18 protein-coding genes are annotated in these 18,539 nt (G+C 63.9%); 7 read left to right on the forward strand and 11 right to left on the reverse strand.

All coding sequences use genetic code 11. From position 1 onward, the window contains the following. From FRC96_RS08505 to FRC96_RS08525, 5 genes are all read right to left on the reverse strand, one after another. A partial coding sequence (locus FRC96_RS08505; protein WP_230470029.1) for a YicC/YloC family endoribonuclease occupies nucleotides 1-188 on the reverse strand: 188 nt, incomplete at its 3' end. A gap of 30 nt (nucleotides 189-218) precedes the next feature. Next, nucleotides 219-452: a Sec-independent protein translocase subunit TatA/TatB gene (locus tag FRC96_RS08510; protein ID WP_115603188.1), complete on the reverse strand. Its 234-nt coding sequence runs from the start codon at nucleotides 450-452 to the stop codon at nucleotides 219-221. A gap of 106 nt (nucleotides 453-558) precedes the next feature. Next, nucleotides 559-1,377, reverse strand: coding sequence for a ribonuclease III (rnc, locus tag FRC96_RS08515; RefSeq protein ID WP_146974075.1), 819 nt, complete (start codon nucleotides 1,375-1,377; stop codon nucleotides 559-561). An 11-nt stretch (nucleotides 1,378-1,388) separates the two neighbouring features. Then, nucleotides 1,389-2,480, reverse strand: a complete 1,092-nt coding sequence (gene mnmA / locus FRC96_RS08520) for a tRNA 2-thiouridine(34) synthase MnmA (RefSeq protein ID WP_434006974.1) — start codon at nucleotides 2,478-2,480, stop codon at nucleotides 1,389-1,391. Between the two features lie 168 nt (nucleotides 2,481-2,648). Further along, on the reverse strand, nucleotides 2,649-3,806 hold the full coding sequence (locus FRC96_RS08525; protein ID WP_146974076.1) for a cysteine desulfurase family protein: 1,158 nt from the start codon (nucleotides 3,804-3,806) through the stop codon (nucleotides 2,649-2,651). 401 nt (nucleotides 3,807-4,207) lie between these two features. Here FRC96_RS08525 and FRC96_RS08530 point away from each other — a divergent pair, with 401 nt between their 5' ends. Continuing rightward, on the forward strand, nucleotides 4,208-4,954 hold the full coding sequence (locus tag FRC96_RS08530) for an SRPBCC family protein (RefSeq protein ID WP_146974077.1): 747 nt from the start codon (nucleotides 4,208-4,210) through the stop codon (nucleotides 4,952-4,954). 22 nt (nucleotides 4,955-4,976) lie between these two features. After that, nucleotides 4,977-5,651, forward strand: coding sequence for an HAD family hydrolase (locus FRC96_RS08535; RefSeq protein WP_146974078.1), 675 nt, complete (start codon nucleotides 4,977-4,979; stop codon nucleotides 5,649-5,651). Nucleotides 5,652-5,682: 31 nt separating this feature from the next. Here FRC96_RS08535 and FRC96_RS08540 read toward each other — a convergent pair whose 3' ends face one another. Genes FRC96_RS08540 through FRC96_RS08555 form a run of 4 tightly spaced genes read right to left on the reverse strand, consistent with a single transcriptional unit; the run spans nucleotide 5,683 to nucleotide 8,992 of the window. Then, a complete protein-coding gene (locus FRC96_RS08540; RefSeq protein ID WP_230470031.1) occupies nucleotides 5,683-6,261 on the reverse strand; it encodes a response regulator in 579 nt (192 codons plus the stop codon). Between the two features lie 54 nt (nucleotides 6,262-6,315). After that, complete coding sequence (locus FRC96_RS08545; RefSeq protein WP_146974080.1) at nucleotides 6,316-6,807, reverse strand: hypothetical protein; 492 nt, start codon at nucleotides 6,805-6,807, stop codon at nucleotides 6,316-6,318. An 8-nt stretch (nucleotides 6,808-6,815) separates the two neighbouring features. Beyond that, nucleotides 6,816-8,219 (reverse strand): MXAN_6640 family putative metalloprotease, encoded by a 1,404-nt coding sequence (locus FRC96_RS08550; protein WP_146974081.1) that lies wholly within the window; start codon nucleotides 8,217-8,219, stop codon nucleotides 6,816-6,818. Next, entirely contained in the window at nucleotides 8,219-8,992 is a 774-nt protein-coding gene (locus tag FRC96_RS08555; RefSeq protein ID WP_230470032.1) for an HmuY family protein, read from the reverse strand. Before FRC96_RS08555 ends, FRC96_RS08550 begins: the two co-directional genes overlap by 1 nt. Before the next feature lie 270 nt (nucleotides 8,993-9,262). On the opposite strand from FRC96_RS08555, the gene FRC96_RS08560 reads away from it, so the two are divergent. The 5 genes from FRC96_RS08560 to FRC96_RS08580 all read left to right on the forward strand — a co-directional run bounded on the left by FRC96_RS08560 (nucleotide 9,263) and on the right by FRC96_RS08580 (nucleotide 14,955). Next, on the forward strand, nucleotides 9,263-10,249 hold the full coding sequence (locus tag FRC96_RS08560) for an energy transducer TonB (protein WP_146974083.1): 987 nt from the start codon (nucleotides 9,263-9,265) through the stop codon (nucleotides 10,247-10,249). Further along, entirely contained in the window at nucleotides 10,249-12,774 is a 2,526-nt protein-coding gene (locus FRC96_RS08565; protein ID WP_230470033.1) for a TonB-dependent receptor plug domain-containing protein, read from the forward strand. Before FRC96_RS08560 ends, FRC96_RS08565 begins: the two co-directional genes overlap by 1 nt. Next, nucleotides 12,775-13,386 carry a hypothetical protein gene (locus FRC96_RS08570; protein ID WP_146974085.1) on the forward strand — a complete coding sequence of 204 codons (612 nt, stop codon included), beginning with the start codon at nucleotides 12,775-12,777 and terminating at the stop codon, nucleotides 13,384-13,386. A 129-nt stretch (nucleotides 13,387-13,515) separates the two neighbouring features. Then, entirely contained in the window at nucleotides 13,516-13,689 is a 174-nt protein-coding gene (locus FRC96_RS08575; protein ID WP_146974086.1) for an IS4/Tn5 family transposase DNA-binding protein, read from the forward strand. A 9-nt stretch (nucleotides 13,690-13,698) separates the two neighbouring features. After that, nucleotides 13,699-14,955, forward strand: a complete 1,257-nt coding sequence (locus FRC96_RS08580) for an IS4 family transposase (protein ID WP_146974087.1) — start codon at nucleotides 13,699-13,701, stop codon at nucleotides 14,953-14,955. A 167-nt stretch (nucleotides 14,956-15,122) separates the two neighbouring features. On the opposite strand, the gene FRC96_RS08585 is transcribed toward FRC96_RS08580, so the two are convergent. Then, nucleotides 15,123-16,949: an ABC transporter substrate-binding protein gene (locus FRC96_RS08585; protein ID WP_230470034.1), complete on the reverse strand. Its 1,827-nt coding sequence runs from the start codon at nucleotides 16,947-16,949 to the stop codon at nucleotides 15,123-15,125. Between the two features lie 70 nt (nucleotides 16,950-17,019). Beyond that, nucleotides 17,020-18,468, reverse strand: coding sequence for a hypothetical protein (locus FRC96_RS08590; protein WP_146974089.1), 1,449 nt, complete (start codon nucleotides 18,466-18,468; stop codon nucleotides 17,020-17,022). Nucleotides 18,469-18,539 lie beyond the last annotated feature (71 nt).

Raw genomic sequence — 18,539 nt, forward strand, 5'->3', positions numbered from 1 at the left:
TCCAGACGCACATCGACGCGCCCGCGGCCGAGCCGCGCGCGCGCCGCACGCAACACGTGCGGCTCCAGCCAGCGCAGCTCGCGGCTGGCGTGCACGCGCACCTCCAGGGTGCGGTGGTTCACGCTCTTGCACTCCACACGCAGGCTGCGCCCGTGACGTTCAAGCCGCGCCGCCCCAAACCCCGTCATGCTCCTGACCGGCATCGGTCGCCCTTACGCTTAGGCCTTGGTGTCGACGCGCTCGTCGCTGGTCACCGCGGCGTCGCGCGTGGCGCGATCGGCGGACTTATCTTCGATGGAGGCCTGCTCCTCGTCTTTGCCGCGCACCGAGTCCTGGAAGTTCTTCACCCCCAGGCCCAGCTGCTTGGCGGCGTGGGGAAGTTTGCCCAGGCCGAAGATCAGCACGAGGATAAAAGCGATGATGAGAAGTTCGGTAGTTCCGAGACCAAACATAGGGTCCTCACTGTGGTGACGTTGACCACCTGCCAGGCGACTCCTGGCGAGTTGTAGACGTTGGAGATAACCCGTCGCGTCGCGCGGCGACGGGCCTCAAGGCGTTTTACCCCGCGCGGCCTTCCGGGGGCAACGGCGCGAGTTTGAGCTGCGACAAATCACCGCCGGCGGCGTCGAGCCGCTCGATGGCCTGGCGTGCGGCCTCCTGCTGCGCCTGCTTTTTGGAGGCGCCCTGGCCGCGTCCCAGCGCGACCTGATCCACGTGAACCTCCGCCACAAACGTGCGGGCGTGGTCGGGGCCCTCCTCGGCCACGATGAGGTAGCGCGGGTGCTCCTCGCACTGGCGTTGCACCTCTCGCTGCAGGTAACTCTTGAAGTCGGTGGGAGATTTCTGAGCGCCCTCCCCGACCATCGTCGCGAGCGGCTGGGTGAGGATGCCCTCGGAGATCAGCGGGCCGTGCTGGCGCTCAATCACCTCGCGCGCCGCCTCATACCCACCGTCGAGGTAAACCGCCGCCAGGATCGCCTCGTAGGCGTCAGCCAAAAGCCCGGGCTTGCTACGCCCGCCGGTGAGCACCTCTCCACGTCCCAGGCGAAGATGTTCGCCCAGGCAGAGCACCTCGGCGCGCTGCACCAGCGCCGCCTCACACACCAGATCAGACTGACGGCTGGAGAGCGCACCCTCGGCCGCCTGGCGATCGTCTTCAAAAAGAAGATGCGCCACGACAAGCCCCAGCACCGCATCGCCCAGAAACTCCAGGCGCTGGTTATCGCCCGCAACCCCGGCGGTCTCATTGACGTAGGAGCGATGCGTCAGCGCGCGCTCCAGAAGCTCGCGCGCCTCAAAGGTGTAACCCAGCGCCTCTTCGAGCGCTTCAAGGTCTTCGCGATGCTCGTATTGCAGCTCGTCGCGTTTGTGCTTCATCGCGCCCATCGTTAGCTCCGGGGCTCTTCGATCCAGCCCCCGCCCAGGACCTCCTCGCCCTGGTAGAAGACCGCCGCCTGCCCGGGGGTGACCGCGCGTTGCGACTCCTCAAACTCCACAAACGCTGTCGTCGGGTCGGCGCCCACCGTCAAAAGACAGGGCACCGGCTCACCGGCGTAGCGGATCTTCACCTGACACTCGATCGGACCATTGGGGCGGTCGAAGGAGAGCCAGTTGCAGCGCTCGGCCACAAGACCGCGCGCGGCCAGCTCGTCGCGACCGCCCACGATCACCGTGCCGTCTTCGGGGCGAATCGCTTTGACGTAGAGCGGCTCGTGGTAGCTCAGCCCCAGCCCCCGGCGCTGCCCCACGGTGAAGTTGTGGATGCCATCATGCTCGCCAAGCACCTCACCGGAGCTCGTCATAATGCGCCCCGGGGTGCGCTCCTGCTCGGAGAGAAGTTTGGCGACAAAGGCTTTGTAGTCGCCTCCGCCCACAAAGCAGATCTCCTGACTCTCGGCCTTCTCAGCCGTCTCCAGCCCCATGGTGCGCGCGATGTCACGGACCTCATCCTTGGTCATGCCCCCCAGCGGGAAGAGGATGCGCCCGAGCGCCTCCCGCGGAAGCCCGAAGAGGAAGTAGGACTGGTCTTTGTTGCGATCGACGCCGCGCAACAACTTCGGCACCTCGCCACTGCGGTCGATGCGCGCAAAATGTCCCGTCGCCAGATAGCTCGCCCCCAGCGCCAGCGAGCGCTGCAGCAGGATGTCGAACTTCAAATGATCGTTGCACGCCACACAGGGGTTCGGCGTGCGGCCGCGGCGGTACTCCGAGACAAAATATTCGATCACCCGCTCGCGGAACGCGTCTTCGTAATTCGCCACGTAGAAGGGGATCGAGAGGGAGTCGGCCACCGTACGCGCGTCAAAAAGGTCGTCTGGCGAGCAGCAGCTCTTGGTGTAGGACTCCTGCGGCGTGGAGTAGAGGCGCATCGCGATGCCCACCGCGTCATAGCCCTCGCCGGCAAGGATGCCGGCGGTCACTGAGCTGTCGACCCCGCCGCTCATCGCCACGACCACGCGGTCCTGGACGGCGAGTTTGATGTCCTCGGCGTCTTCAAGGCTGGGGGGGCGCTGGTCTACCGAGCAGCTCTGCATGTCTGTGATCGTCTGCGACATCGTCTTGTCCTGGGACTCATTCCACGGCAGGCCTGAAGTGGCCTGTCACGGCGACACAGCTAACCGCTGCGTTCAAAAAGTGCAAAAGCAAAGTTATACGGGTGGGTTGGCACCCATGGCGCGAAGTCGGGCCACGACCGCGGCGATGATGCCGGCGGCCCGCTCCAGATCGTCTGTCGGCGTGTGCGGCCCGAAGCTCAGGCGCACCGAGCGCCGCGCCGAAGCCTCATCGAAGCCCATCGCCAGTACCACGTGGCTGGGCTCAAGTGAGCCCGCCGTGCAGGCGGAACCACTCGACGCGCTGATTCCTTCCAGGTCGATGGCCAGCAGAAGATCTTCGCCGTCAACGCCCTCAAAAGCCACATTGATAGTGTTGAGGAGCTGGTGCTCGGTATCGCCGCGCAGCTCCATCTTCTCGATCTGCCCGGCGAGCGCCTCGATGAAGAGGCGCCGACGCTCGCCAAGGGCCTCTCGCCAGGCGTCGAGCTGCGTGCTGAGCGCGCGCGCGGCGGCCTCAAGCCCTGCGGCCGCCGGCACATTCTCAGTGCCCGGGCGACGCCCCCGCTCCTGATGTCCGCCGGTGAGCAGCGCCTCCACCTTGAGCCCCTCACGCGTCACGATGGCGCCGATGCCCTTGGGCCCGCCCATCTTATGGAAGGAGAGCGTCATGTAATCGATGTGGCTCGACGAAAAATCCACCGGGATGCGGCCGAGCGCCTGGGTGCCATCGACGTGGAAGGTGGCGCCGGCGGCCTGCACCTGCTCACCGATGGCGGCCACGTCGTAGATGTTACCGATCTCGTTGTTGGCCCACATCACGCTGACCAGAGTGGCGCCGGCGTCGAGCTGCTCGCCAAGCCAGCCTTCTTTGAGCCGCCCCCTCACGTCGACCGGCCAAAGCGCGACGCGCACGCCTTCCTTCTCGAGCGCGCGCACCGTCTCCAGTACCGAGGGGTGCTCCACCGCGGTGCACACGATGAAAGGATCGGGTGTCTGGCGGACGTGCTGGCGCAAGACCTGATTGTTGCTCTCGGTCGCGCCGGCGGTGAGCACCACAGCCTGCGCCGGCGCTCCGACCGCGCGCGCGACGGCGCGACGGGCCCGCTCGACGACCGCGCGCGCGGCCTGCCCCTCGCGATGAATGCTCGAAGCGTTGCCGTGCACAGCCCCGAGCGCCTCCACCATCGCTTCACGCACCTCCGGCAACACGGGCGCGGTGGCGTTCCAATCAAGGTAGATTCGCTGGCTCATCGAAAGTCTCCAGGGGTCAAAAAGCGCCAACCGAGGGCGTGCCTATAAGGCTCGCCCGACAACGCCTGCCAGTACTACGCTGTGAGCAGAAGTTGACGCTGGTGGATGCGAGATCGAGCGTGACGCGGGCAAGGCGCGAAACGCAGGCGATGCTTTAGCATCGTCGAGGCTTTGCAACCTAACCTGCGGTGCTCTCAATGCAGCAGACACAGCGTCAACGATAGCTCACGGCGTACTAATCGGTGGCCCGGGCAGGGTCAAGCGCTGGGCGCTGGCGACCCCGGATCCCGGTGCTTAGGCTTTGAGGCAAGGTCTGAGGGTGGCACGCACGCATCGTCAGGGCGGCTACCGGCCTCAGAACCACAGCACCGGCCCTGTATTCCCTTCTCCGAGGTTCCACCATGAGCTCGCGCGACCAACGCTCCGACACCGTGATGGCGCTCAACGCCCTGAGCCGCGAGCCCGGCGCGCGCGGCGGTGTCGGGTTTGAAGCCATCAACCCGCTGCCCTTTATCGCCGGCGCCCTCCTGAGCGCCTACGGGCTCAAGCGTCGCGGCATCTTCGGCTACTTCCTCACCGGCATCGGCGTGGGCGTCGCCTACCGGGCGGCCCTTGAGGAGCAGCTCTTCGAACAAGACTGGCAGCGCCGCCTGCTGCACACCGCTGCCCGCGAGATGGCCCCCATCCACCGCACCATCACCATCAACCGCGCCCCCGCAGAGGTCTACGCGTTCTGGCGCGAGGTCGAAAACCTGGCCGTCTACCTGCCCCGCATCCACGACATCGACCGCATCGACGACGCGCGCTCCACCTGGAGCTTCAAAGGGCCCGGCGACATCGTGCTCAAGAGCGAGGTCGAGATCATCGACGACCAGCCCGAGCGTCTTCTGGTCTGGCGGGCCGTTGAGCCCTCCGACCTCTTCCACGAAGGCTGGGTGAGTTTTGCTCCTGTCGAAGGAGGCGCGGCCACCGAGGTCGACCTGCATCTGCGGGTTCTGGCGCCCGGAGGCAAGGCCGGCGCCCGCCTTATAGAGCTGCTCGGGCGTATGGGCCCGCTCTCCCCGGCCGGAGAGCTTGCCAGGATCCGCGAAGTCCTCGAAGCTGGCATCCCCGACCGGGTTGAGGCCGCGTCCTCAACCCTGCACTGAGACTCTGATCCGGCATCGCACCATGACCCAGACCACCGGGCGGCCCGCCGCCTTCTTCGATCTCGACCGTACCCTCATCGCCATCAACAGCGCCTTCGTGTACGCGCGCCACGAGCGGCGAGCGGGGCGCATCTCGGCGATGCAATTCTTGAAGGCGTCGGCGTGGATGGGCCTCTACCACCTCTCGCTTGTCGATATGGAGCGGGCCTTCGCCGAGGCGGTGCGCCACTACCGTGGCCAGCCGGCCGAGTCGCTGCGCGAGCGCACCCGGATGTTCTTTGAGGACCATGTCCTCAAGACGGTGCAACCCGGCGCCGAGGCCGCGCTGGAGCGCCACCGCGCCCAGGCGCACCCGCTGGTGCTGCTGACCGCCAGCAGCCCCTTTATGTCGAAGTTAGCCGCCGACCACTGGCAGCTCGACGCCTGGCTCTCCAACCAGTTTCCCATCGACGAGCAGGGGGCGCTGCGGGGCACCTTTGAGCGCCCCATCTGCTACGGTGCGGGCAAAGTTTTCTGGGCGAAGCAGTGGGCGGAGCAGGTCGGCGTCGATCTTAAGGCGTCGTACTTCTACACCGACTCCTACTCCGATCTGCCGATGCTTCTGGAGGTCGGTCACCCGCGGGTGGTCAACCCCGATCCGCGACTACAGCGCGAGGCCCTCCGCCGCGGCTGGACCATCGAGGACTGGACCGGCTGAGCGCCGCAGCGCTCCGCGATGTGCGATGGACTCAACCCTCGACGAGATCTTCATCGCTCTGCTCGGCGCGCAAAAGCGCGCCGGCGACCTCGCCAAGGAGCTCATCGACCTCAAAGGGTTTTTGCACGATGCTCACCGCCCCCAGCCTGCGAGCCTCGGCCTGAATATCCTCGTCGTTGACGGCGGTCACCAGCACCACCGGCGGACGAACCCGGCTCTCGCGAAGCCCCATCAATAGATCGAGCCCGCTGAAGTTGGGCATGTTGATATCCGCCACAATCAAGTCCGGGCGGCGCACCGAGCGCCGATACACCTCCGAGGCGGCGACATAATTAAGCGCTTCGATCCCGTCGCCCAGCTCCACCACCTCGACGCCGAGGTCGTTGAGCAGCAGCGCGATCAACGCCCGCACCGCCTCATCATCCTCAACCAGCAACACACACCGCCCCGCCAGCTTCGTCCGTGTGCGCTGCGAGGCATCCGCCTCGTCCTGCCGCCCCACTGCCTGCATCTGCCCTGTCGTCATCGCTCTGCCCTCATTGACCGGATTCACCTGATCTTCCCCTTCGACGCTCCCCGACACATCAGGCTTCAACAGCACCCAGGGCATGCATCTTCCATACATACGTGTGACATTTCGTTCGTCTTCAAGCACTTACACGCCTCAGACCCGCTCCACGCGCACCGGAAACTCGACCTCAACGAGCTCCCCGGACTCCATATCCATCAGGATCACCCCGTCGACCTCGTAAGCGCAGAGATACTCCAGCATCTGCCGCCGGGTGGCGGAGTTGCGGACCGATGGCGCGCGTTTGCCAGTCTTAACCTCCACCACATAGCGCTTGCCGGCGCGCTCGACAAGCCAGTCGGCCGATAATCGCACAATCTCCTCATCGTCATTGACGCGCACCACCCAGTCGCGCCAGGCCTGCTCCTCGATGAGCTCAAACCCCTCCTTCTCCAGCCAGCGGCCGGCGCGCACCTCGGCTCGACGCGCGTACCTCCCCTGACGCCGAGCCCGGGCGCTGCGCCAGCGCTTGCGCAGACGACGCCACAAAAGCGTCGCCACAAGCCCCAGCACCGCCACCACCCCCAGTGTGGTCTCCACAGGCCCCAGGCCGAGCGCCTCGGCCAGACGCTCGACCGCCGCGCTCACCCCCTCCATCATCGCTTGCGACGCACGCGCCGCCCCATCAAACATAGTCCCAGAAGCGCCCAGACCACGCCCGACGTGCTCCCGGAGCCGGCCTGCGAACAACCGCCCCCTTCCTCATCACGCCCATCATTCGAGGGCACCTGCGGATCCTCGCGCAACACTCGCCCCTGAGCGCTGATCACCGCGTCTTCCTCCAGCCCCTGGCTGGCCACCAGGTACACCGGCGAATCCTCCGGCCCGACCTCCACCGTGTCGCCGACCTCCAGGCTCTCATAGCCATCATTTTCCTGCTGACCGCCCCGGATCAGCGCGAGCCTCGCCGCCGGCCACCCCTCCGCCTCCACCGGCGTAAGCGTCATCGGCACAGTCACCTCCCAGCGCGCAAAACGCGCGCTGAACGCGTCGACGTTCTGCTCCCAGTTAAACGCGCCATCGCCCGGCAGCTCCACGACTTCCACCCCGGCAAATCGCTCCGCCTGCGGGTAGCCCTCCCCCTCCCCGGCCAGCTCGCCAGTAAAGAGGTTGTAGATCGCAAAAAGCTCCACCGCGTCGTCGGCCTCACTGAAGTTATCCAAAAGCTCGGCCTGAAGCGCATCTTCGATCGTCTCCGACGTCGCAAAACGCTCCGCCACCGCCACGATCATCTCCGGCCCGAAGACCACGTCGAGAAAGTAGAAAAAGATCCCCGCCCCGTACGAAAACCCATCCGAGGGGCCGCGGGCCCGGTCATTGAGGCTGCGCGCCGAGTCCTCGAAGTAGTAGCCGGTGAGCCGCTCAAAATCGTCCTGCTCCGGGTAGACGAGCTCCTCGTACCAGCTCGCGCTCCCCTCCGAGGCCCACCCGGGCCAGTCGGCGCGGTAAGCCGCCTGCACCGCATGAAAGATCTCATGGCTGACCACGATCTTCACCGCAAGCTCCCGTGACGGGTAGTAAAGCGGCATAAAGGCATGATCGAGCATCGCATAGCCCGCACAACGCTCGGGCGACTCCGAGGTGCAATACTCAGGCACAAACTGCCCGTCACCGGCCTCGAAGTTGATCAGATAAATATCAAAGCGCCCGTCGCCCCCGTCATCAGCGCTCGTAGGGTAGAGCTCGCTGTCGACCAGCGGCAGGCGAAAGCCGTGGGTCGCCATCGCCTCAAACACGTCGTCGCCTACCTCGGCGACCATGTCGGCGATCTCCGGGGTTTCCCCATCTTCGGCGACTCGCGGCGATCGGTGCTCCCCCTCGGTGACATACCACACCCGCACATGCCCACCGGTGCTGTCCAGGTAGCGAGCCTCCACCCCGTAACTCTGCGGATGCCCGGGGTTGGTGGGGCGCAGCGCCTGCGCCTCACTTACACCCACCACCAACGCCGCCGCAGCCAGCGCTGCCGCCACGATCCTCTGCTGCGCGTATCGTTGCATCAGTTCAACTCCGCCCAGCGCAGCTCAAACTCACCATCGGACCACCCGGTGATCTCCAGCTTGTAGGCCACCCCGGCCTCCGGATCGCGCACCACGTACACGTCCCCCGCCACTGGCGAGATGCCGCCGCCGTAGCTGTACCAGGACTGCGAGCCCGACGGGTTGTCCAGGTTGAGGTAGTTGAACGCCGTCATCGGCGTGCCGATCGGGTCGAGCTCCGGGGTGCAGCTCGCGTCGTAGGTGTCGTCGGTGCGGTAGGCCTCCGGGTTGCCGGGCACCGAATCGACCTCTTCAAAGGTCGTGTTGCTGACCTTGGTCACCAGCACGCCGCCCGGACCCGAGTCGCCGCTGTTGCTACGAATGATGAAGCGCTTAAACCCGAGATGCCACCCCTCGCTGAGCGCGGCTTCCACATCGTTAAGCTCCGCTTTCTCACCGGTCGTAAGGTTGAGGTAGACGAAGGGGTTGCTCGCTGCGCCCTGAGTCCCCCCGGCGCTCGCGTCGAGGGTCGCCGTAAACACGCCGCCCTCCTCGGTGATCTCCACCGAGGCATCCGAGACCTCCTCCTGAAGCGGCCAGTCCGCCAGCATCTCCTCCCCACAGGGGAGCTCCGCCAGCGCGTCGCGATCATCGACCTCGCCAATCTGCTCAACGTCTTCATCGCCGGCGTCTGTCTCGATCACCGTCGGCTCTTCCTGCTCGCTGCTCTCCCCGCACCCCACCATCAGCCCCGCGCCCAGCACCGCACACATCCACGCATACTTCAACTTCATCGCTGCTCCTGCCCTCGTGCAGCACGCTTCAGCGCGCCGCGCTTCGTCAAGTCGCTCACAAGGCGACATTCCTGAACTCAGGGATGCGTCATAGCGGAAAGGGGGGGCGATGGGCAATCGGCCGCCTCCCTCACCCCTTCCTAAACAACCTCCCCCTCACTGGCTCACACCAGAATTAGGCCCCATTGACTTCTTGATTTGCCAGAGCTAATCCAGAAATTAGGATAACCTAATACATACAATTCAGATTCACCCAAACGCCCCCTGACCATGACCGACACCCCACCCCCTCCTCGAAACTCCCGCGCAACAACGCCGGCCCCCCGGAGTCACGAGGACCTCCTCTTCTGGCGCGTCCTGCTCGCCAGCCTCGCGGCTCATATCGCGCTGCTCATGCTGGCGCATACCTTCCCGGCCCCCTCGCCATCTCAGGAGCTCGCCAGCACCACCCGGCAGGCGCAGCGCCTGCTCGCCATCATGCCCGGAAAGGTCCCCCGGGAGCCCGTGACCACCGCCCCCACCTCCCAATCTCCTGCGGCCGCCCCGACTCCGACAGCCGCGCCTCTCCCCCCAACGTCCTCGACTGCCCCAGACGCCCTTTCAGACAAGCCCGCCAGGCCATCCAGAAAGGCCCCCGAGCCGCGACAACCACCCTCCGAGCCCGAATCGCCTCGCCAGGACGACAACGCGCCACAGCGCTCATCTGCGACGCCACAGCTCCAACGCGCCGCCACACGCAAGCCCCCATCCACAAGACTCATCGAGGCCGCTCCACAGCCATCTTCATCAGCCCCGAGCCCACACGCCGCGCCCTCAACCGACGCCCCCGGCAACGCCCCGGCACGCGCCGAAGACGCGCACGCTGAGGGCTCCGCAGCATCTTCACAGGCGACCATCCCCGGCCCACCCGACAGCGCCGGCGCAGGCCTGCCCGCCTCCAAAAATGACACCGACGCCCTTCGCGCGGCCTACCTCCAGCGCCTCGTCCCCGATATCGCTGGCCGCCACTTCTACCCCCGTAACGCTCGCCGACTGGGGCTGGAGGGCCGGGTTCTTGTCGCTTTAACGATTGACGCTCACGGCGACATCGTCGCGCTGGACATCTACCGCTCCAGCGGCCACCTCGCCCTCGATGACGCCGCCCTCACCGCCCTTCGCCGCCTGCCCCGTCTGCCGCCTCCCCCACCCGCCCTTCTCACCCGCGATCGCCTCCGCGTGATCGTCCCGATGAACTACCGCCTCTCTGGAGCCCCATGATGAGAACCCTCCTTCTGAGCGCCGCCTGCAGCGCCCTGCTCTTCATCCCTCTTTCAGCCTCTTCCGAAACCTCCGGCCCCCTCCGAATTTCCGCAACGTCGAGCGCTCCGGGCGTCTATCACCTGGAGCTTGAGGCCGCCCCCGACTGGAAGTTCAACAAACGCGCCAGCCTCGACGAGCGACTCGTCCTCACACTCCACGAAGACGACATCCGCTTTACCGGACACGACTTCACCCTCTCCGACCGCCTCGCCAGCCTGGATTTTCAGCACTCCGGCTGCCCCTCCGGCGAGCTCCAGGCGCTGCTCTGCCAGAAGACCCGGTGCACGAAGGTGGTTGAATCCCTGAGCTGGCCGGGATGCGACGCCGCCGCGGCCACCGACGATGACGGCGCGCTGATGATGCTGCCCGAAATCGGCGGCAACGCCGCGGCATCGCCCCCCACTCCCGACCCACCCGCCAGCTCCCACGCACCCTCGTCGCCGGAGCCTCCCGAGAGCAATCCCCTCACCCTCCCCGACGTCTTCGTCTCCGGGACGCGCGCCTGGCAGACCGACGATGAGGCCCCCGTCCATGCGCAGACCATCGAACGCGAGGCCATCGAACAACGAAACGCCCGCAACGTCGCCGAGGCGCTCGAGTACACCAGCGGCGTACGCGTGGAGACCGGCTGCCAGAACTGCGGGTTTACCCAACTTCGCCTCAACGGCCTGGGCGGCGCCTACACCCAGATCCTCATCGACGGCCTTCCATCCTTCTCGGGGCTGGCCTCGGTCTACGGGCTGGAGCAGATCCCCACGGAGATTCTGGAGCGGGTGGTCGTCGTCAAAGGTGGCGCTTCCGCCCTCTACGGCCCCGGCGCCGTCGCTGGTGTGGTGGATCTGGTCACGCGCCAGCCCACCGAAAACTTTCTGGGCGTCACCACAGGCTACGACCACGTGGGCCTGAGCGCCCCCGACGCGCGCTTGAGCTTCGACGGCGCTCAGGTCAGCGCCGACGGACGCGCCGCCGCCCACGTCTTCGCCACCACGCGTCGCCGCACTGCGCTCGACTTAAGCGGCGACGGCTTCTCTGAGCTGACCGCACTGCAGCAGCTCGCCGCCGGCGCCAACCTCTTCTACGCCCCCTTCGAGAGCGGCAACCTCCGCCTCTCCTTTCACACGCTTCGCGAATACCGCCGCGGCGGCGATCGCCTTGATCTTCCCCCCCACGCCGCCGCCATCGCCGAAGAGCTTCAAACCGAGCGCTACCAGGGCGACCTGCGCTGGAAACACCCCCTCTCCCCCAACCTCCGCTACGCTCTGGGCTACGTGCTCTCCTACACCGACCGCCGCTCCTACTACGGCGGCGGAGGCCGCGAAGATCTTGAACTTCCCGAAGATGGCCAGCCCCTCGACGAGGAGTTTCGCGAGGCCTTCGAGGTGCAGCGCACAGCGTTGGGAGGTTACGGCCGCACGCTCAACCCGCTGCAGGTAGGCGACGCCCACGTCGACTTAACCTTTGATGCCCGGGGGCCCCAGACCCTCACCCTGGGCGTTCAGGGAAGCATTGACCGCATCGACGATCGCTTTCTGGGCTACGCGCGGCAGATCGACGAGACCTACACCACGCTCGGCGTCTACGCGCAGCATCACTGGATCTTTGCCGATTGGGGTGAAGCCATGCTCGGCGCCCGCATCGACCGCCACAGTGAGCTCGAAGCGCCCATCGCCAGCCCCCGCGCCGCGCTGATGCTGCGCCCTGCCTCCTGGCTCAGACTGCGCACCGCCCTCTCCACCGGCTTTCGCGCCCCCCAGGTCTTTGACGAAGACCTGCACATCGACACCGTCGGCGGCAACGCCCGACTCATCGTCAACGCCCCGGATCTTCAGGCAGAGCGCTCCCTGAGCATCACCCAGCAAGTCTCCACCGCCCTCACCCTCCCGGGCGGCGCAGACCTGCGCGTCGGCCTCAACGCCTTTCACACGCGTCTGAAAAACGCCTTTGTGCTCAACAGCATCGACGCCCCGGAGCGCAACGAACACCTGCTGCAACGCACCAACCGCGGCACCACGAGCCTGCTCGGCACCGAGCTTGAAGCCGGGATCTTCGCCCCCACCTGGGCGCTTCGGGCGGGCTGGACCCTGGAGCGCGCCCTCAACGAGGAGCCCGACGACGACTTTGGCACCCGCCACATCCTGCGCACCCCCAACCACTACGGCTACCTCGATGGCCTCCTCAACCTCGGCGCCCTGCGCCTTGTCTCCGGCATCGAGATCACAGGCCCGATGCGCGTTCCCCGCTACGACGCCAGCGGCGCTCCGGCCCGGCTGCACACCTCCCCCTGGTTCTTCAACTGGAGCGCCAACCTCAGCTTCGCCACCATCGCCCGCGGCGAGCTTTTGCTGGAGCCCTTTTTAGGCGTCCGCAACGTCCTTGACTCCCGCCAGCGCGACTTCGACCAGGGCCCCACCCGCGACGCCGGCTACGTCTACGGCCCCTCCCAACCCCGCACCCTCTACGCCGGCATCAAAGGGAGGCTATAAATGAGAACCGCTGCCCTCCTCATATCCGGCATTATCCCGCCAGCTGTGGCACTCCTGAGTCTACTGGCGACGGGGTGCAGCGGCGTCGAAACCCGCTCGGCGCTCTACATCATAGAAACGCTCAGCGTAGCCGCCCCCGAAGCACCGGCGCTCTGCGCCGACGCCGCTCGCCACCCGACCACCCAATCCCCCCGGGCCACGCTCTATGTGTTCACGAGCGACTGGTGCGCCGCCTGCGACCGCCTGCTCACCAGACTCGACGCGCAACGCGCTGACTTTGCAAAAGCGCGAATCGCGGTGATTCACCTCGTCACCGGCCAGGGCACCACCTGCATCGACGCGGCCCGCGTCGGCCGCCGCGCGAGCGTTCCTTACGGCGCTGCTTCACGGCAGGTCGAAGCCAACTGGGGGGTGCGCTCCACGCCCACGATGTGGCTCGTCGACTGCGAGAACATCGCGCGCCTCTATGTGGAGGGCGAGCCGGAGGAGGACGCGTTGTTCGGGGCGATGGGCGAGTCGTTAGGGGGGTGGGTGTTGAAGAGCAGAGGGTCCGCCGCTCCGGACGGGCCCTTTTGCATCCCTTGCCCCCTCATGATCCCCCACATCTCCTAAAACCCGCATAAATACTCGCGCTCACAGCCCTCCTAACTATCCTCCCAGCCCCACCTTACACAATCGTCCTCAATTTGATCGACTGGCCACCGACAACAGCGATGAAACTCGAAGACAAGGACGAGCGCGATGGAACCGACCACGATGATGGCAGATCTGACGTTGAGCGATGAACTCCAAGACGTGGATCTGGGCGATAAACGGCGCAACGAGCGCTATGTCAGAATCGCCGGACGACTGGCCGCGCAACCCGATAAATCGATCCCTGACGCGATGGAAAATCACGCTGAGGTTGAGGCCTAGTATCGCCTGATGAGCAACGATGCTGCCGAGCACCAAACCCTTCTTGAGCCGCATTTCGACAAGACTTCCCGGCGCAGCGAAGCGTCGCAAACCGTGCTGGTCGCGCACGATACCACCGAGTTTGCGTACGCCATTCACGACGAGCCATCTCGGGAGAATCTGGCGCGTCTGCGGGCGAATCAACAGGGCTTTCTCTGGCACGCTTCGCTGGCGGTGAGCGCCGATGGAACCCGCGCGCCGCTTGGCCTTGTGGCCAGTCGCCCCTACGTGCACGCCTCGCAGATTGAGGGCCAGGAGGCGCTTGATTTCTGGCGCGCCCAGAACGGTCTTCTGGACAACGAGCAGACCCGATGGCTTGACGCTGTCGAGGCCTCCGAGGCCCGTCTTGAAGACGTCGACGAGGTGATTCACGTCATGGATCGTGAGGGCGATGATTTCAACACGCTCTTTCCGATGGTGTTTTCCGGCTACGGATTTGTGGTGCGGATGACGGGCGATCGCAGCGTCTCCACCGGCCCAAAACGCAGCGAGAAAGCGCCGCTTGAGGCGGTTCTCGACGAGGTCGAATGGTCGAAATCGATCCGCACCGTAGAGCTCTCCGCCCGGCCCAAACGCAAGGCAAGCAAGTCGCACCGCGCTCGCCGTTTCCGCAAAGCGCGCATCAAAATCCGCGCCACTCGGGTGGAGCTTCGCCGCCCCGACAATCTGCCGGCGGCAAACTCTCCGGCGCGCTTCGGTGTGAACGTCGTCGAGGTCAGCGAGATCCGCACGCCAAAAGGCGAAGATCCGGTGCGCTGGCTGCTCGTCACCGACCGCCCGATCGACACCGACGAGGACTGCTGGAAAATCGTCGATTGGTACCGCGCCCGCTGGCAGATTGAGGAGTATTTTAAGGCACTTAAGACCGGTGCGGCCTACTCCAAATTGCAGCATCGGAGCGCCCACACGCTGCTTGCCGCGTTGAGCGTCAAGGCGATGGTCGCCTGGAATCTGCTCGTGATCCGCTACCTGGGCCGCAACCACGAAGACGTTGAAGCCAGCGCTTGGATCACCCCCGCACAGCTCGCGATTTTGAGGATGAAACGCCCCAAGATCATGAAGCGAAAAGCCACCGCCGGGCGCATCATGGCGGCGGTCGCCTCGCTTGGCGGCCACATCAAAAACAATGGCCCGGCGGGCTGGCAGGTGCTGGGCCGCGGTTGGGCTCATCTACTGGAGTTGGAGCAGGTTTTTTTGATCGCGAGGCAGATGATGGATGAGATGTGATCAATCATGAGCCTTGCCCCCCCCCTCCAGACCCAACCCGGAGGTACAATTTCCGAAACAACATCAAACATTTAAAGCACCACACCAATCGGAGAGATATACCGAAAATACACATCCCTCCCCCCCTTCCACACGTTTCTACACACTCCATAATCACTTCAGTTAACTCACTGAGCATCCCGACCGTCAGACAGATACCAGCCGAGCGTGGAGACATGGGGCCGCACCGCCTGAAAGGATACGTTTTTCACGCGAGCGTTCCAGATAGCGTAGCCCCGCAATCCGAATAAGAACAAATAGGGCTGTTCCCAATATACGATGCGATGAAACTCCCGAAGAAGCGAAATACGCTCATCCTCGTTCACGGTAATACGGAGACGCTCAATAACCCGATCCGCCTCCTCATGACGAAACCCGACACGATTTGACCCATTCTCAACATCAGCCTGACTTGAGTGCCAGATTTGGTACAAATCGACTTCCCATGCTAACCCCCAACCGCCGGTGAATGCATCGAACTCACCACTTTCCATTCGACGAAGCAAATTTGGCCAGGATAAGGGAACCCCCTCCATCCTTACCCCAACTTGAAAAAGGTTTTCACGATACGTATCCATAATCTCAAGCCAGGCGCGCCCATTAAAATGAACCGCCTCGAGCGTTAATTCGAGAACTTCACCGTTAATTTCCTTCTCGCGTATCCCGTCGCCGTCACGGTCCATCCAACCAGCCTCATCCAGCAATTGCGACGCCTTAGACAGGTCAAACTCGATGGGCTCAACATCGGGTGCATGACCCGGGTGTTTGTAAAAATAAGGACCGGGCTGAAGGATCATATCATCCTCATAATACTTCGCGCCCACCTCCTCCCGGTCAAACGCATACGCAAGCGCTTGACGCACCCGCCGATCTTGTAGTTGCGGGCGGTCCAGGCTCCACCCGATATAATAATACGCAAGACGATCAAAGCTCGCATCTCTCATCCTTCCAACTTCAAACAGATTTCGGACAGAATCCCTGCTCAAAACTGTACTTACCGGAGCCCTGCCAGTAACATCCGCGACATCTGCATCGCCCTGGGTGACGGCTTCTACGGCCGCAACTTCACTTCGGTACCACTTCCATTCCAACCTCTCGATCGGAGGACGCTCTCCGACATAATTGTCATTGCGCTCCATACGAAGCAATGAATTAGGACGAAACTCAACCACCCGATAAGCCCCGACTCCAGGAAAATACTGTGAAGCCCAGTGCTCATAAAAACGTCGCGCGACTTCATCCTCTGGTATCGGACTTCCATCTCGCTCCCGCGAATAGAGCCAGCGCGGCACAACCTGCGCCATCAAAACTGTAACCTTCGCATGATGCAGGCGATGCGACCACTCAACCTGAAATGTATAACGATCCAGGGCTTCCACACGAACAATGTCTTTCAAATAGGACTTGATAGCCCCCGATGGCACATCGGGATGCCCCATCATCTCATAATAAAAGACCGCATCCTCAGCGGTCAGCTCTCTCGGTGACTGAGTCCAATCAAGCTCCGGCTCATCTTCGCTCTCCCTTGAAAGATGCCAGAACACCCCCTGTTTTAAGCGTACAGTATATACCGTACCATCAGCACTAACTGTCGCACGCTCCGCAACATCCGGAACGTACCGATACGAATCCCGAACCTCCAAACGGGTCAGCCCCCCTTTCACATAATGCTCAATCTCAGAAAGCGCCGAGCTATTTGAGCCATACCATCGAAGATCAGAAATTTGAGCATGCATTGCCCTTCGCAATACACCACCGTAATCCGCATCATCGGGGACGATTAGGCGAGTGGGCTTCGATAACAAGTTATCACCGCTCAAAGATACCAACGGTTCATGCCCAACATTATTTTCAGCCAACGTGTCGCCACCTGTTGTACATGAACTCAGCACCACAACACCGACAAACATAAAAACACGAAAAACGCCGACCAAAACGCACCATTTACTCCTCATAGCCCACCTCCTACAAACACAACAACGCCGGGCACCGAACTCGTAAATACGCATCAAAAATCAATTTTGTTTAACAATGAGTATCATACGATTCCTTTGCAGCCTCAAGCACACCAATGTTTGTGCCAAACTCCCGATCCACCAACGCAAACGCCGCAGCCACCTCCGGCGCCACAGAAAGCCCGGGCGCTCGTCTATACACCTCGGGCAACACGCGCACAAACCCGCCCATTGCCGAGGGTCCCGTCAGCAGCATAGCGTCAAACTCCAGGTCCTCGTCACGCGCATCCGCGCCTTCGGAATCAAGGCTCTTTATGATCTCAAAACCCACCCCACCGGCCCCGTACTGACGTCGAAGCGCGTACCGCCGGGTCTGCTCAAACACACGCTTCACCGGCGTCCAACCTCCGCCCACCCGGTGCGTATCCGCGACCTTCAACACGAGTTCCTCCAACTCCGCCGGCCGATAGTCGAAAAAAACGCCGTCGCGAATCATCATCTCCAGAAACTGCAACGGGAGGTCGGGCTCACCCTGGACCAACCAACCAAACGCCCCACCGGTCCGCGTATTGAATTCGGTGGGCACGAAGCCTTTTGCCGTCAGCACGCCATCGACGGTAAACGCGCCGCGGTAGCCCACTTCTCGGGCGAGCTGCCGCCCGACGCGCTTCGCGACCGCGCGCATCGCTTCTCGCGCACTCGCTGGCGGATCCCAGAAGGTCGCAAAACCTGTGTACAAAAACATCCCGGAGTTGGGCCGACGAAACACCACCATCTCCACCGGGCGAAACGCGATAGTTTTTTCGGGGAAAACCACCCCGTGAATGCTGCAGGGGATGCCTTCGAGATAGGGCATCACCCTCACGCGGTCGCAATGGCTGCGAAAGAACTCAAGCGCTGCATCGCGCTCGGCCTTGGTTTGGCTGTAGCGCACGTACATCGCCCCGCCGTTAATCCCCTCCCGGGCGTCTCCGGCCCAGACCACGCCCGCATTGTTGCCCAGTCGCGCCGCAGCCTCCCCGCACTGCGCATCGTCATGCGGATCGACCACCTCGGAAGGTGCCCGCGCGACGTTTGCGCGGTCCCAGAAGGCGTCGACAACCACCTTGTCCTCCAACTCCAGCCAGGACCTGAGCCGCGGCCCAAGCCTGGGCCGACCACAGAGCTCCTCGATGTCGCAGACATGCGAGCTCAGCACGATCGCTCGATGGTCCGGGTCGAAGCGCTCCACGGCCTCAACCACCTCCGGCGAGGGGTTTCGTAAGGCGGCCTCATAGTTCCGAAGACCCGTGAGCATATCGGGCGCCTTCGCCATAGACGCCACCACCCAGGGCGTCTGCGAAGGGTCGGGCACCTCCCCGGTCCCGATGCCGTCGCCCACAATCAAACACTCCGCTACGCCAAGCTCTCGCAACGCCTTCACGCGACCTGCGGAGCCGGCCACAGGCCCCATCGCCAGAATGACGCGCTTTCCGTCGAAAAACTCCCGCACAAGCTCACGGTAGTAGCCCACAGACATTTTCGACTCCGGATTCGAAACGAAAAAAGCCTCCCCAGACCCAACCCGGAGAGGCATTTTCACCAACACTT

It is taken from the genome of Lujinxingia vulgaris (assembly GCF_007997005.1).
GTDB lineage: Bacteria > Myxococcota_A > Bradymonadia > Bradymonadales > Bradymonadaceae > Lujinxingia.

What these genes read in the sequence shown, in the direction of transcription:
- FRC96_RS08510 (WP_115603188.1), bottom strand. Translation starts at nt 452, where the DNA reads ATGTTTGGTCTCGGAACTACCGAACTTCTCATCATCGCTTTTATCCTC.
- FRC96_RS08570 (WP_146974085.1), top strand. Translation starts at nt 12,775, where the DNA reads ATGAGAACCGCTGCCCTCCTCATATCCGGCATTATCCCGCCAGCTGTG.
- FRC96_RS08530 (WP_146974077.1), top strand. Translation starts at nt 4,208, where the DNA reads ATGAGCTCGCGCGACCAACGCTCCGACACCGTGATGGCGCTCAACGCC.
- FRC96_RS08525 (WP_146974076.1), bottom strand. Translation starts at nt 3,806, where the DNA reads ATGAGCCAGCGAATCTACCTTGATTGGAACGCCACCGCGCCCGTGTTG.
- FRC96_RS08565 (WP_230470033.1), top strand. Translation starts at nt 10,249, where the DNA reads ATGAGAACCCTCCTTCTGAGCGCCGCCTGCAGCGCCCTGCTCTTCATC.
- FRC96_RS08575 (WP_146974086.1), top strand. Translation starts at nt 13,516, where the DNA reads ATGGAACCGACCACGATGATGGCAGATCTGACGTTGAGCGATGAACTC.
- FRC96_RS08590 (WP_146974089.1), bottom strand. Translation starts at nt 18,468, where the DNA reads ATGTCTGTGGGCTACTACCGTGAGCTTGTGCGGGAGTTTTTCGACGGA.
- FRC96_RS08585 (WP_230470034.1), bottom strand. Translation starts at nt 16,949, where the DNA reads ATGAGGAGTAAATGGTGCGTTTTGGTCGGCGTTTTTCGTGTTTTTATG.
- FRC96_RS08555 (WP_230470032.1), bottom strand. Translation starts at nt 8,992, where the DNA reads ATGAAGTTGAAGTATGCGTGGATGTGTGCGGTGCTGGGCGCGGGGCTG.
- rnc (WP_146974075.1), bottom strand. Translation starts at nt 1,377, where the DNA reads ATGAAGCACAAACGCGACGAGCTGCAATACGAGCATCGCGAAGACCTT.
- FRC96_RS08580 (WP_146974087.1), top strand. Translation starts at nt 13,699, where the DNA reads ATGAGCAACGATGCTGCCGAGCACCAAACCCTTCTTGAGCCGCATTTC.
- FRC96_RS08535 (WP_146974078.1), top strand. Translation starts at nt 4,977, where the DNA reads ATGACCCAGACCACCGGGCGGCCCGCCGCCTTCTTCGATCTCGACCGT.
- FRC96_RS08560 (WP_146974083.1), top strand. Translation starts at nt 9,263, where the DNA reads ATGACCGACACCCCACCCCCTCCTCGAAACTCCCGCGCAACAACGCCG.
- FRC96_RS08550 (WP_146974081.1), bottom strand. Translation starts at nt 8,219, where the DNA reads ATGCAACGATACGCGCAGCAGAGGATCGTGGCGGCAGCGCTGGCTGCG.
- FRC96_RS08540 (WP_230470031.1), bottom strand. Translation starts at nt 6,261, where the DNA reads ATGCCCTGGGTGCTGTTGAAGCCTGATGTGTCGGGGAGCGTCGAAGGG.